The following is a 13,894-nucleotide window of genomic DNA, read 5'->3' on the forward strand; positions in this document are numbered from 1 at the left end:
TTATGAAACGTTTACAATTATTTCTTTTTTCAGCCCTATTAGGGAGCAGTCTTTTTTTGAGTGCCCAAAATACGGGCTACTGGCAACAACATGTAGATTACACCATGGATGTGAACATGGATGTGGAAACCTATCAATACACCGGGACCCAAAAATTGGTCTACACCAATAACTCCCCTGATCAATTGGACCGTGTTTTCTATCATTTGTACTACAATGCCTTTCAGCCTGGTAGTGAAATGGACATTAGGCTGCAAAACATCAAAGATCCCGATAAAAGGATGATGGAAGGTGGCAAAAGTAGAATTGCTTCGCTTTCCGAAAGTGAAATGGGCTACTTGCACGCTACATCCCTCACCCAAGATGGCCAGCCTGTTACTTTTACGGAAGAAGGGACGATTTTGGTAGTGAATTTGGCACAACCCATTCCTCCCGGAGGAAAAACTACTTTTGATATGACTTTTGAAGGTCAGGTTCCGTTGCAAATCAGACGTTCTGGAAGAAACAGCAGGGAAAACGTAGCGCTATCCATGAGCCAATGGTATCCCAAGCTTTCCGAATATGATTTTGAGGGGTGGCATCCCAACCCGTACATAGCCCGCGAGTTCCATGGGGTTTGGGGCGATTTTGATGTCAAAATTACTTTGGACAAGGACTACACGGTTGGAGGTTCCGGATACCTTCAGAATCCACAAGAAATCGGTCACGGGTACGAAGCGCCCGGCACCAAGGTGAAGACCAAAGGAAAAACATTGACCTGGCACTTTAAAGCGCCCAACGTCCACGACTTTATGTGGGCGGCCGACCCAGAGTACATTCACGATACGTACGAAATGGAAGATGGCCCAACTCTACATTTCTTTTACAAGGACAATCCAGAATTCAACGAAAACTGGAAAAAACTTCAGCCCAAAACAGCTGCGGCCATGAAATTTTTTAGCGATAATGTCGGGAAGTACCCCTACGAACAATATTCTGTGGTTCAAGGAGGCGATGGCGGTATGGAATATGCCATGAGCACTTTGATCACCGGTGAACGCGAATTTGGCAGCTTGGTTGGGGTAATGGTGCACGAAATGGCGCACTCTTGGTTCCAGCATGTACTGGCCACCAATGAATCTGAGCACGAATGGATGGATGAGGGTTTCACCTCTTTTATCAGCAGTTTGTGTATGAACCAGATTATGGAGCAGAACAAGGAAAATCCGTTTGAAGGCTCCTACAGAGGGTACTACGCTTTGGTAAACTCTGGTCTCGAAATGCCACAAGCGACCCATGCGGACAGGTATACCACCAACTTCGCCTACGGTGTTTCGGCCTACAGCAAAGGATCCATTTTCCTTTCGCAATTGGGCTATGTTATTGGGCAGGACAAACTTATGGAAACCATTCAAAAATATTTTGAGGATTTCAAGTTCAAGCACCCTGTGCCCAACGACATCAAAAGGACCGCAGAAAAAGTATCCGGAATGGAGCTTAACTGGTACCTTAAAGATTGGACGCAGACCACCAATACCATCGATTATGGAATCAAAAGTGTAGAAGCTGATGGAGAAAGCACCAAAGTGACCATGGAGCGCATTGGCGAAATGCCCATGCCGTTGGATATTTTGGTAGTGGGCAAGGACGGCACCCAACAAACCTATTACGTTCCCTTGCGCATGATGTTCGGGGAAAAAGACAACCCATATCCTAATTTAAAGCGCACTGTTTTGGAGGATTGGCCTTGGGCGTATCCCACTTATGAGTTTACCTTGGACATGCCGCTGGAGAACGTGCAGGCCATTATGATAGACCCATCCCAGTTGATGGCCGATGTTAATGGAGAAAACAACGTTTACCAGGCAGAGGAATAGTCCACACGCATGGAAGAATCTTGAAGGGCGGCCATTGTGCCGCCCTTTTTTTATCTATCATGAACAACTGTCCCCTTGAGGGGACCTTAGGGGTGTTACTTGAACAATTATTCTTGATATATTTGGGTTAGATCGTATGAAAAACAAGGTTATTCCATATAATCCCAAGTTAAAAGAATTTGCAAGGCAACTTCGTAAAAACAGTACACTCTCCGAGGTCCTTCTTTGGGAAAAACTAAAGCAACGTTCAATGGGGGTTCAATTTCATCGACAGGTTCCTTTACTTGAGTATATTGTTGATTTTTATTGCCACGAATTACAGCTTGCCATAGAAATTGACGGGGTATCGCATGATTTCAAATATGACAAGGATCAACAAAGAGAACATCAACTAGAAAAAGTCGGCGTACATTTGCTCAGGTTGCAGGATCAGGAAGTTAAAAGCAATATGTTCAGTGTTTTGATGAGCATAAAAGAAACGATAGCTCAAATGCAATACAAAGACCCTAATTTGAATGCAGAAAAAACACCCCTAAAGTCCCCTCAAGGGGACAATTCCTTTCCAAAAAAGGAGAAGCTCACCCATAAAACCGTTTTTGAAAAGCTTTTTTCCGAAGGAAAAACACTAAAGGAGTTTCCCATCAAACTAATATACCTCAACACCTCTTTTCCTGATGCTGTCCCGGTGAAGGTGGCCGTGGTGGCGCCAAAGAAAAAATTCAAAAAAGCCGTGGAACGCAACCGTATCAAACGCCTGTTACGTGAGGCGTACAGGCTCAACAAGCCCCTCATTTTTAACAACATTGAGGGAAATTATGCGTTCATATTTTTATACCTTGGCAAGAAAGACCCCGATTTTAGGCAGGTCGAAATTGCTATGAAAACGCTGTTAAAGGCATTTGTAAACAAAGAATTCCATGAAAAGATTGATTAAGAAGCAGTTGATGATTCCCGTGTTGGCCGTAGTCGTTTTGGTGGGGGCCAGCAGTTTTAAGAGTGACTTTTTTGAGATTGCCAAGCAAATAGAAATTTTTACAACGCTCTTTAAGGAGCTGAACATGAACTATGTGGATGAGACCAATCCAGCTGCGCTGATGGATTCTGCCATAAAGAACATGTTGGAAGAACTAGATCCCTATACCCAATTTTTGAACGAACAGGATGTGGAATCCTACCGTATCAATAATGCTGGTGAATACTCCGGTATTGGGGCCTTGGTGCGGACCAGTGACAGAAAATTGGTTGTCGTTGAAACCTATCAAGGCTATGCGGCGGACAAGGCCGGGCTAAAAGCTGGGGATGAAATCATTAAAATTGGGGAGACCAACGTTGCCGATTTTGACGACAACGCCGGGGAACTGCTCAAGGGCGCTAACAACTCCACGGTCGATGTTACATTTCTAAGACAGGGAAAAACCCAAACGGCCACGATCACCCGTGAAGGTGTGGAAGTCGATGCCGTGCCGTTTTATGACATGATCGACGAAAAAACAGGGTACATTGTGCTTTCCCGTTTTAATCGGAAGGCGTCCAAACAAACCCAATCCGCCATGCAAGACCTCAAGGGCAAAGGTGCAGAACGTTTGATTTTGGACCTTAGGGGAAATCCTGGTGGCTTGCTTTCAGAAGCTATTAATGTGACCAATCTTTTTGTGCCCAAAGGCGAATTGATCGTGACCACAAAATCCAAAGTCAAAAAATTTAATCAGGAATACCGAACCAAAAACCAGCCAGAAGATGAGGAAATTCCGTTGGTGGTATTGGTGGATGGCAAAAGTGCCTCGGCCAGTGAAATTGTTTCCGGTGGATTACAGGATTTGGACCGCGCTGTAATCGTCGGTGCACAGAGTTTTGGAAAAGGACTGGTGCAACGTCCGTTAAAATTGACCTACGGAACACAATTGAAAGTGACCATCTCCAGATATTACACGCCATCAGGAAGGTGCATACAATCCTTGGATTATTGGAATCGAGATAAAGAGGGCAATGCGGTTCGAAATACCGAGTTCAATGAGTTTACTACCAGAAATGGCCGAAAGGTCTGGGATGGCGGAGGCATAATGCCCGATGTGACCATCGAATCCCTTAAAACCAATTCCCTGATTGATGCTCTTGAAGATAATCAGCTTGTTTTTGATTTTGCTACGGATTATTTCTATGCCCACGATTTCAATTCCGTGGACAATTTCCGTTTCTCCGATAGCGATTATTCCGAATTCAAAAGCTTTGTGAAATCGGAAAACTTCACCTTTCAGACCGAAACAGAAAAGATTTTGGAAGAATCCATCAATACGGACGATATGTTATTGGGCTCCGAAGTACAGGAAAAGTACAAAGATCTACTCTTAGCGGTTAACCGTGGTAAAATTTCGGCCTTGGACAGCTATCAAATGGAAATCACCAAAAAGCTGGAGGACGAGATCATCACCCGATATTTTTATCGCGAAGGCCTATACAAGTATTATTTGGACCACGACGATGCCATCTTGACGGCCAAAGAGCTCTTGGCCGACTCCCAAAAATATGCCAGCATTTTGAGGTAGTTTTTGTGAGGTTTTTGATAGCCTGAATTCTTCATCCGTCAATTCAAAACCACCATCCGTCAATTCAAAACCATCAACCGTCAATTGGTGGGCAAAACTTTTCGTTGCGCGTCATATCTTAACTGAAAATTTTGCATATGACCTACACTGTGCTCACCTTGTCCCTGATCGGCCTTGTTCTTTTTTATTGGTTGTACAATTTGATGAGCAATTGTTTCTCAAGGGCGTTCTGCATTGTGCGTAATCGGAGAAGCGGCTCCGTTACCAAAGAAGCCTCCATCATAACCGTAACTACCATTAAAGGCGGAAAAAAACCATTACTGGAGCTGTTGTTGCTGTTCGAGAATTTTTCCGGTCATCATATACACCGAAAAATTCGGGTATGGGACACCAAACCCCATTTGCGACGGTTTGAAACCGATAAAACCATCGAAATTGGCCTCAATATTGCCCGAAAACCCAAAAACCCCATCTTCCTTTCCCAAAAACCCTGTCGGTTTTCATTTGTATTTGTCATCATCTGCAGCCTAAAAATCATTGTTTATGTGATTGGGGGCTATATCTTGATGGGCGAGGCTATGGAACGGATTTTCGCTGCACCGAATACCTACGAGCAACTCTTTAAAACGTCGTATACTTGGCAAATTGGACTGACGCTCATTGTCGTGAGCATCTTACTCTATCTGTTATTGCAAAAGATTGGGGTATTGGTGGATAAAAAATCCTTGGAATACAACTGGAATCTCTTGTTTTATGGTGTTGGGGCGACGGCAACAGTATCAGCCCGGAAAAATACGGGAACCTTGGTCAAGGCAGAACCAGTTTTTGATTTTTCCTATTTATTTAGGTCCCAAAATGGGGAGAAAATCAAAGGAACTGATAAAAAAATAGCGGAAAATGCCCAGTCTGCTGAAGAAATGGATCATGTAGAGGTAATGTACCTCCCCGGAAATCCCGATGCTTCCAGAATCACCGAAAATTTGGAAAATCAGGATTTTTCGCGATTCTTGAATATCATATTTATGATCGTGGTCTTTATTTTTTCCATCGTATTCCTGCTATCTTTTTACCAAACCGTCTTTGATTCATCCATTAATGGCTAAAAAAGAGGGAATAAATTCTATTTTTGGGTATGCAACAACTTAAAGTGTGTGAACTTTTTGCGGGGGTAGGTGGTTTTCGCCTTGGTCTGGAACGCACCAACCGTTTCAAAGTGGTCTGGAGCAACCAATGGGAACCTTCCACCAAAATGCAGCACGCTTCCTTGGTCTACGAAGCTCGGTTTGGCAAGGAGAACCATTGCAATGCGAATATCGAGACCGTGAAAACCGAAGAAATCCCAGACCATGATATGTTGGTCGGAGGCTTTCCTTGTCAGGATTACTCGGTGGCCACCTCCTTGAAGAACTCCAAGGGGCTTATTGGTAAAAAGGGGGTTCTTTGGTGGTCCATTCACCGTATACTTTCCGAAAAGAAAAACAAACCGAATTATCTGTTTTTGGAAAATGTGGATCGGCTTTTAAAATCGCCTTCCACACAACGTGGGCGGGATTTTGCAGTGATGTTGCGCAGTTTGTCGGATTTGGGCTATGCCGTGGAATGGCGCGTAATCAATGCGGCCGAGTATGGAATGCCTCAGCGCCGAAGGCGCGTTTTTTTTCTGGCATATTTTAAGGGGTCCAAAATCCATCAAAAAATGAAAAATTCGCATCCAGAAGATTGGATGCTTCACGATGGTATTTTCTCCGAGGCCTTTCCCGTTGCTCCAACCCCTCAAAAACCGACTGTATTTGATTTGGAAGAAGATTTAGTGGAACTATCCTCCAATTTCAACAGTGAAAAAGGACTATCTCCTTTCCTAAATACCGGAATCTGTGTAGATGGCAAGGTAACTACCTTAACCACCTCCGCCTCCTACGATGGAAATAGAACGATGTTATCGGATGTTTTGGAGCAGGGTGCCATTCCTTCCGAATATTATATTGATGAGGCCGATTTGCCCAAATGGGATTATTTAAAAGGCTCCAAAAAAGAAATACGCAAGACCAAAGCTGGTTTTGAATACCATTATAGCGAGGGAAGCATGGTCTTCCCTGATGCTCTTGATCAACCTTCCAGAACTATTATAACCGGTGAGGGCGGTAAATCCCCTTCGCGGTTTAAGCACGTGGTCCAAACCTCCAAGGGACTTCGAAGACTCTTACCTGTTGAATTGGAACGGTTGAACATGTTTCCGGACCATCATACCCAATTGGAGGGCATTTCGGATGCCAAACGCGCCTTTTTTATGGGCAACGCTTTGGTGGTGGGCATTGTGGAAAAGATTGGTGCTTCCCTGTTCCGGAAAATTAACCACCTTGAAAAGCAACTTCAAAGCTGACCTATCCAAAGAACTACGATTAAGCTCCTTACTGGACACCTATTACCAAAAACACCTCAAAAAATATGATTTTGAGCGTGTTTCGGAACTCAAAAAACAGTTACAGGGAATCGATTTGATTTTAAAGGACAAACAGTCGGGGGATTTCTTCTTTGTGGACGAAAAAGCCCAATTGGACTATATCAACGAAAGTTTGCCCACTTTTGCCTTTGAGCTCTTTTACACGAAAAACGGGGTGCAAAAGCAGGGATGGCTGTTCGATGTTTCCAAAAAGACCCATTTTTATGCATTGGTCACCAGTATTTATTCGGATGAAGCGGATGTGTTCACCAGTTGTAACATCACTTTTGTAAACCGGGAAAAACTGCTTTTGCGCCTACATGAACTGGGTCTAAATCAATCTCTCTTAGAGGAATTGGCCCTTAATCAAAAAGAGGTGAATGGAAAGTTGGTGCTGGAGCGTCTTGATCCCAAGAAAGAGGGCTATCTATATTTTTCCAGTACAAACAAAGTGGAAAAGCCCGTGAATCTTATTCTAAGACTGGATTTTTTGAATAGAATTGGAGTGGCGAAGAGGTTAGTGTGATTCACTCCTTCAACATTCTTTGATGCGGAATGCCATCTTCCAAATATTCTTCGCCAAAGGCAGAAAAACCAAGATCTGTATAAAACTTTAATAAATAGGATTGTGCGGAAATTTCGATGGGCTTGTTGGGAAACCGTTGATCAATAGCTGCAATGGTTGCCAACATAATCTGTTTGCCCAAGCCATATTTTCGTTGGTCTTGACGTACCACCACCCTGCCTATACTTACATTATCAAAATAATCGCCCGGTTTAAAAACCCGGGTGTAAGCAACCACTTCATCTTCTTTCAAACCTATGACATGGAGTGCTTTTTGGTCCTTATTGTCCACATCTTGGTACACGCAGTCCTGCTCCACTACAAAGACCTCACTGCGGAGGCGTAGAATTTGATAGAGCTCATGAATGGTCAGTTCATCAAATGTTTTTATGGATACTTGCATCAATCTTGGACTATTACGCTTTTGGAATCACATTTATCAAACTCTGGCTGTATGTTTACATGGTTGATACCGTGCTTGTGATACACATGTTCTTCTATTTTTTCGAGAATGGCATCAAATTCCGACAGTCGTATGTCTTCCTTAAAATCAATATGGGCTTCCATGTGCACTTCTTCCTCATTGAGCTGCCAAATATGAACATGGTGGACATTTTTCACAGGTTCAATGGTACAAATGGATTCCACGATATCTTGGATAACTACTGATTTCGGTGTAAATAACATCAATACTTTGGTGGATTCCTTCAACAAATCATAACCCATATAAATCAAATAGACTCCAATAATCATGGTGAGAATGGCATCTACCCAATACACCTGGAAATATTTCATCAGAATACCACCTATCAACACAGCCACGGAGGCCATCATATCGGTAAGCAAATGTAAATAGGCGGATTTCATGTTCATATTGTGGTTCGAATCCTTTTTAAGGAGCAATACACTGAATCCGTTTCCAACTATGGCTATCAGTGCCAACCAAATAACCAAGTTGGATTCAATTTCTTGTGGTTGCATCAATCGTTCCACAGCCTCTTTCATTAAAATAATGGCAACGACCACCAAAGTCGCCGCATTAATGAAAGCCGCCAAAATTTCTGCTCGCTTGTACCCGAAAGTTTTAAGGCTGGATGCTTGACGCTGTCCCAATCTACGGGCACCATAACTAATGACCAAGCTAAGTACATCGCTAAAATTATGCAGTGCATCGGACAGCAGTGCCAAACTTCCCGACAGCAATCCACCCACAATTTGAGCCAGGGTGATACCTATGTTCAAAAAGATGGAAATAAGCAGATTCCTTCCCTTTAAATCGGGATGTGCGTGGGAGTGTGAATGTCCATGGTGGTGATGGTGACCCATAGGGTTTATCTACAAGGTATTTTTTCGATTCTACGCTCATGTCTGCCTCCTTGGAACTCAGTGTTCAAAAAGGTCTGTACCATATCAAGGGCTTGCGGTAAAGCAATAAACCGTGCTGGCAAGCTTAAAATATTGGCGTCGTTATGTTCCCTGGCCAACTCCGTAATTTCCTTATTCCAACAGAGTGCTCCTCGAACGCCTTGGTGCTTATTAATAGTCATGGTAGCACCATTACCACTACCACAAATAACAATGCCAAAATCGACATTGCCTTCTTCCACATCTTGTGCAACGGGGTGTACAAAATCAGGATAATCCACACTATCGGTACCGTCAGTGCCGTAGTTAACAACTTCAATTCCTTTAGATTTGAGAAGACCTATAATCGCTAGTTTATAATCGGTACCAGCATGGTCATTTCCAATGGCTATTTTCATGGTGTTCATTTAAAATGGGTATGTCACAAAGGTACGATTTCTTTTCCTGTTGGGCTGTTTATAAAATCATCCAGATTTCTGCATTTCACTAGAAAACAACTGCTTACCAAAAACAAGGTTTTGTTAATTAATTACAGAAAACTAATGGTAATGAAATTTTGTAATGACGAAAAAATAAACCATTAGGAAATAAGATTTAATGTTGGGGTAATATTCCATTAAAAATTAATCAACCTAAATCAACGCTTTTTGGAAGGTAATTAACATTAAAAATACATTAACTTTTCAATAAATTGATGTTGATAACGGTTATTAAAATCGGTGTACAAAAAATCTAATCCATTGATTTTTAAATTTATTCTGTTCTGACAAATTGTGAACAAAATTTTTAATCGGTTCAAAGCAACTTTTTGACAAAAATTTTATTCCACATTTCAACGATCTATCATCATCATCATTTTTATAAATTTAAAAAAAGGAGAAAAGAGATAGTATTGATTATTGTTGATAAAGTTCACTTTGTTTTGGATTACTCTTCCTTTCTTTGTTGCTCAAGAATTATAATTCGTATTTTTCAAAAAAATAAGGACGTTAATGTCAAAGAAAAAGAAGAGGGCAAGCAGTCAGCGAAAGAACGAGATAACCAAGGGCATTTTCACCGTATTGGAAAAAGAACCTTCCAAGACCTTCAATTACAAGCAGATAGCTTCTAAATTAGGGATTACAGATACGCAGGATAGAAACCTATTGATCAAACGGTTGGGACAGTTAAAGGCCAGTGACCGTATTGTGGAACCCGAAAGAGGCAAGTATCAAAAGAAACCATCGCTCCATACCTACTTTACCGGAAGGGTAGATCTTACCAGTAGTGGCAATGCCTATATTGTGGTCGATGAGCTGGAGGACGATATTTTTGTCTCCAACAATAATTTGAACAGAGCTTTCCATGGCGATACGGTAGAAGTATTCATAAAACCGCAGCGCAAGAGCAAGAAAATGGAGGGTGAAATCTCCAGGGTACTGGAAAGAAAGAAAACCTCTTACGTGGGTATTGTGGACAAGCAAAAACGTTTTGCTTTTGTTCGCCCCACCGATTCCAGAATGTATACTGATATTTTTATACCGCCGGAAAAGCTGAAAAAGGCCAACGATGGAGACAAGGTTTTGGTCAATTTGGGCGATTGGCCGGATGATGCCGATTCCCCGTATGGTGAAATTGTGGAGGTGTTGGGGAGACCTGGCGAACATAATACCGAAATCCATTCCATTTTAGCGGAATATGGACTTCCCCATGAATTTCCTTATGAGGTGGAACAGTACGCCAAAACATTGGATACCAGTATAAAAGAATCCGAGATCGCGAAGCGAAGGGATATGCGCGATGTATTGACCTTTACCATTGATCCCAAGGATGCCAAGGATTTTGATGATGCACTTTCTTTTCAAAAATTGGAAAACGGCAATTATGAAATAGGCATCCATATCGCGGATGTTTCCCATTATGTGCAGCCCGATACCATTTTGGAAGAAGAGGCTTACGATAGGGCTACATCGGTATATTTGGTGGACCGTGTGGTTCCCATGCTCCCGGAAGTGCTGTCCAACCAAGCCTGTTCGTTGCGTCCCAACGAGGAAAAATACACCTTTTCGGCCGTTTTTGAGATGAACGATAAGGCTCAGTTGGTCAAACAATGGTTTGGTAGAACGGCCATCAATTCCAACGAGCGCTTTGCTTATGAGGAAGCGCAGCACATTATTGAGACGAAACAGCATCAAATTCCTAAAGAAATTTCCATTCGAGGAAAGGCATATTCTGTTTCGGATGACATAGTTGAAGCCGTTCTCACTTTTGATCGGTTGGCAAAGATCATGCGAAAGGCACGTATGGATGCTGGTGCCATTTCTTTTGATAAGATTGAGGTGAAGTTCAACCTTTCGGAAGACAATGAACCCGTAGGTGTGTTTTTCAAGGAGTCTAAAGATGCCAACAAATTGATCGAGGAGTTTATGCTCTTGGCCAACAAAAAAGTGGCAGAGTTTATCGGGAAGCAGAAGAAAACCTTTGTGTACCGAGTACATGACAAGCCCGATGATGATAAATTAATGGCCCTGAATGGTGTTATTTCCAGGTTTGGACATAGTATCAACCTAAAGGACCGAAAGACCATCAATCAGTCCCTAAATAAGTTGTTGGAGGACGTTAAGGGCAAAAAAGAACAGAATTTGGTGGATACCTTGGCCATACGAAGTATGAGCAAGGCTATTTATACCACTGAAAATATTGGCCATTATGGTCTTGGGTTTGAGTACTACACCCATTTTACGTCTCCCATTCGACGATATCCGGATGTGATGGTGCACCGATTGCTACAGCATTATCTAGATAAGGAAAAGACACCAAAAGCTACGTTTTACGAGGAAAAATGCAAGCATTCTTCCGATATGGAGCTATTGGCCGCGAATGCGGAAAGGGATTCCATCAAGTACATGCAGATCAAGTTTATGGAAGACCATAAGGACCAAGAGTTCTTAGGGGTGATTTCCGGGGTCACCGAGTGGGGCATCTATGTGGAAATTGTGGAGAACAAATGTGAGGGCATGGTACGGATTAGGGATATCAAAGATGATTATTATGTTTTTGACGAACGCCAATATGCCATTATCGGGGAACGGACCAAACGAATGTACCAATTGGGAGATGAAGTGTACGTGATGGTGAAGAGTACCGATTTGATCAAAAGACATTTGGACTTTTCCTTGATTGGTAAAAAGAAATAATACTATTTTGGAACAAAGTTTGTTATCCTATTGAGAACCAAATTTTTATAACATGAGAATATGTACGATTGTTATGTTGTTCCTTTCACTTCAATACAGTGAAGCCCAGGATGCTACCATTACCCAAAACCTACAAAAGTTTACCGAAGTCAAGGGATTTGATGGAATTTCCATTAATTTAATCAAGTCCAACGAAAACAAAGCGGTGATTACCGGAGCCAACACCAGTAATGTGGCCATAGTCAACAATGAAGGTGTGTTGAAAATTCGAATGGAAATCGTTAAAATATTCAGTGGATATAGAACCTATGTTGATCTGTACCATTCGGAAGAACTGGTCGTGATCGATGTGAATGAAGATGCCAGGATATCGTCCGATCACACCTATGTGCAAGATGTTTTGGAACTGAAGGCACAAGAAGGTGGCGAATTGGAAATCAACTGTGAGGTGGACCAATTATTGATCAAGTCCATATCTGGAGGTAAAATATTCGCTGCAGGATTTTCCAACAACCAAGATGTGATCATCAATACGGGAGGTACATACAACGGTCGAACCTTTAAAACCAAATTTACCACGATAAGTGTGAACGCAGGGGGACATGCTGAAATCCATGCAACCGATTATGTAAAGGCTAATGTAAAAGCTGGTGGCGAAGTGCTGGTGTATGGAGATCCAAAGACCATGGATGAGCGAACCCTGTTTGGCGGAAAAATAAAAAGAGTAGATTAAAAAATGATTGACGACATCCAAGCTGCAATCCCTTTAGGGCTTCTGTTGAGCTTTATGATCGGTCCTGTTTTCTTTGTTTTATTGGAAACCAGTGCCACAAAGGGCTTTAGGGCAGGGGTAAGTTTGGATCTAGGGGTAATCTTGGCGGACATTGTTTTTTTATTGATAGCCTATTTCAGTAGTTTTCAATTGTTGGAGAATTTGAGCAACGAGCCCGGGCTGTTTGTGTTCGGTGGGATGATTTTGTTGGTCTACGGAATTTTTCTGTTTGTGAAGAAGGCAAAAAAAAAGACGAATGTCAAAGCCACCAAAGGAACTTATTTGGGACTCTTCGTAAAAGGTTTTCTGTTGAACTTTATCAATATAGGGGTATTGGCCTTTTGGTTAGGACTGATTATAGTGGTGGGGCCCAGTTTGGAAAACAACCCCAACAGAATGGTGGTCTTTTTTGGAACGGTATTAATGGTCTATTTCGGAATTGATGTACTTAAAATATTGTTGGCCAAACAGTTGAAACGTTATTTGACCCAAGAACGTATCGTACTGATAAAAAAGGGATTGGGCATAGTGCTCATCATTTGCGGAATCGTATTGATTACCAAAGGATTTTTGCCCAAAGACAGGTTTGATATACAGGAAGAAATCGAAAAAATAGAGAATCTATAAACAAAAAACCCAGCACATTGTACTGGGTTTTGAGGCATCGAGCGGATTCGAACCGCTGTACAAGCTTTTGCAGAGCTCTGCCTAGCCACTCGGCCACGATGCCAATTGGATCGCAAAGCTAAAAATATTTTGCGAATTTTTGTCCAGTATTCCTTTAAATAAACTTATCGGCTGGAACTTAGTTTTACGGATACACTTTCCACATCGCCACCAATGGGTGGATTGATCTTGGCTACCTCGACCTCGACCTCTGTTACTTCCTTGATTTCTTTAAATATGCGATCAATGATGCGTTTGGCCACATGTTCCAAAAGGTTGGAACGCACCGTCATCTCTTCTTTTATGATGTTGTTCAAGTGTACATAATCCACGGTTTCACTGAGCTGGTCGGAATTGGCTGGTTGGGATAGATCGGCAGAAATTTCCAAATCTACCCTATAATCGCTCCCAATGAGCATTTCTTCCTTCAAGCATCCGTGATTGGAATGTATTCGAACGTTTTTTAACCTAATTTTTCCCAAAGCCTTTAATTAAGAAAGGGCAAAAGTAC

Annotated in this window: 13 protein-coding genes and 1 tRNA gene; 9 read left to right on the forward strand and 5 right to left on the reverse strand. The window is 42.2% G+C overall.

Features of this window, described 5'->3' with window-relative positions; translation table 11 throughout:
• Positions 1 to 2 precede the first annotated feature (2 nt).
• The 6 genes from RBB12_RS02445 to RBB12_RS02475 all read left to right on the forward strand — a co-directional run bounded on the left by RBB12_RS02445 (position 3) and on the right by RBB12_RS02475 (position 7,365).
• Positions 3 to 1,856: a M1 family metallopeptidase gene (locus RBB12_RS02445; protein ID WP_306012660.1), complete on the forward strand. Its 1,854-nt coding sequence runs from the start codon at positions 3 to 5 to the stop codon at positions 1,854 to 1,856.
• A 136-nt stretch (positions 1,857 to 1,992) separates the two neighbouring features.
• Positions 1,993 to 2,790, forward strand: a complete 798-nt coding sequence (rnpA, locus tag RBB12_RS16110) for a ribonuclease P protein component (RefSeq protein WP_313882840.1) — start codon at positions 1,993 to 1,995, stop codon at positions 2,788 to 2,790.
• Entirely contained in the window at positions 2,774 to 4,399 is a 1,626-nt protein-coding gene (locus RBB12_RS02460) for a S41 family peptidase (RefSeq protein WP_306012661.1), read from the forward strand. Before rnpA ends, RBB12_RS02460 begins: the two co-directional genes overlap by 17 nt.
• Before the next feature lie 137 nt (positions 4,400 to 4,536).
• Positions 4,537 to 5,502, forward strand: a complete 966-nt coding sequence (locus tag RBB12_RS02465; RefSeq protein ID WP_306012662.1) for a hypothetical protein — start codon at positions 4,537 to 4,539, stop codon at positions 5,500 to 5,502.
• 29 nt (positions 5,503 to 5,531) lie between these two features.
• Entirely contained in the window at positions 5,532 to 6,779 is a 1,248-nt protein-coding gene (gene dcm, locus RBB12_RS02470; protein ID WP_306012663.1) for a DNA (cytosine-5-)-methyltransferase, read from the forward strand.
• A complete protein-coding gene (locus RBB12_RS02475) occupies positions 6,757 to 7,365 on the forward strand; it encodes a hypothetical protein (RefSeq protein WP_306012664.1) in 609 nt (202 codons plus the stop codon). The genes dcm and RBB12_RS02475 overlap by 23 nt, the downstream gene beginning before the upstream one ends.
• Position 7,366: 1 nt before the next feature.
• On the opposite strand, the gene RBB12_RS02480 is transcribed toward RBB12_RS02475, so the two are convergent.
• From RBB12_RS02480 to rpiB, 3 genes are read right to left on the reverse strand one after another with little or no spacing between them, the layout of a single operon-like run.
• Entirely contained in the window at positions 7,367 to 7,807 is a 441-nt protein-coding gene (locus RBB12_RS02480) for a GNAT family N-acetyltransferase (RefSeq protein WP_306012665.1), read from the reverse strand.
• Complete coding sequence (locus tag RBB12_RS02485) at positions 7,807 to 8,730, reverse strand: cation diffusion facilitator family transporter (RefSeq protein WP_179383218.1); 924 nt, start codon at positions 8,728 to 8,730, stop codon at positions 7,807 to 7,809. Before RBB12_RS02485 ends, RBB12_RS02480 begins: the two co-directional genes overlap by 1 nt.
• 5 nt (positions 8,731 to 8,735) lie before the next feature.
• Entirely contained in the window at positions 8,736 to 9,167 is a 432-nt protein-coding gene (rpiB, locus tag RBB12_RS02490; RefSeq protein ID WP_179383219.1) for a ribose 5-phosphate isomerase B, read from the reverse strand.
• 594 nt (positions 9,168 to 9,761) lie between these two features.
• Here rpiB and rnr point away from each other — a divergent pair.
• The 3 genes from rnr to RBB12_RS02505 are packed head-to-tail and all read left to right on the forward strand — an operon-like array spanning position 9,762 to position 13,344.
• Positions 9,762 to 11,945 carry a ribonuclease R gene (gene rnr, locus RBB12_RS02495; protein ID WP_306012666.1) on the forward strand — a complete coding sequence of 728 codons (2,184 nt, stop codon included), beginning with the start codon at positions 9,762 to 9,764 and terminating at the stop codon, positions 11,943 to 11,945.
• 52 nt (positions 11,946 to 11,997) lie between these two features.
• Positions 11,998 to 12,678 carry a head GIN domain-containing protein gene (locus RBB12_RS02500; protein ID WP_179383221.1) on the forward strand — a complete coding sequence of 227 codons (681 nt, stop codon included), beginning with the start codon at positions 11,998 to 12,000 and terminating at the stop codon, positions 12,676 to 12,678.
• 3 nt (positions 12,679 to 12,681) lie between these two features.
• A complete protein-coding gene (locus RBB12_RS02505) occupies positions 12,682 to 13,344 on the forward strand; it encodes a LysE family translocator (RefSeq protein WP_306012667.1) in 663 nt (220 codons plus the stop codon).
• Positions 13,345 to 13,376: 32 nt separating this feature from the next.
• Here the strand turns inward: RBB12_RS02505 and RBB12_RS02510 are convergent.
• Together RBB12_RS02510 and folB are read right to left on the reverse strand one after the other, a co-directional pair.
• A tRNA-Cys gene (locus RBB12_RS02510) sits at positions 13,377 to 13,447 on the reverse strand.
• 61 nt (positions 13,448 to 13,508) lie between these two features.
• Positions 13,509 to 13,865: a dihydroneopterin aldolase gene (gene folB, locus RBB12_RS02515; protein ID WP_179383223.1), complete on the reverse strand. Its 357-nt coding sequence runs from the start codon at positions 13,863 to 13,865 to the stop codon at positions 13,509 to 13,511.
• Positions 13,866 to 13,894: the final 29 nt, after the last annotated feature.

The organism is Allomuricauda sp. MMSF_3307 (assembly GCF_030733585.1).
GTDB lineage: Bacteria > Bacteroidota > Bacteroidia > Flavobacteriales > Flavobacteriaceae > Flagellimonas.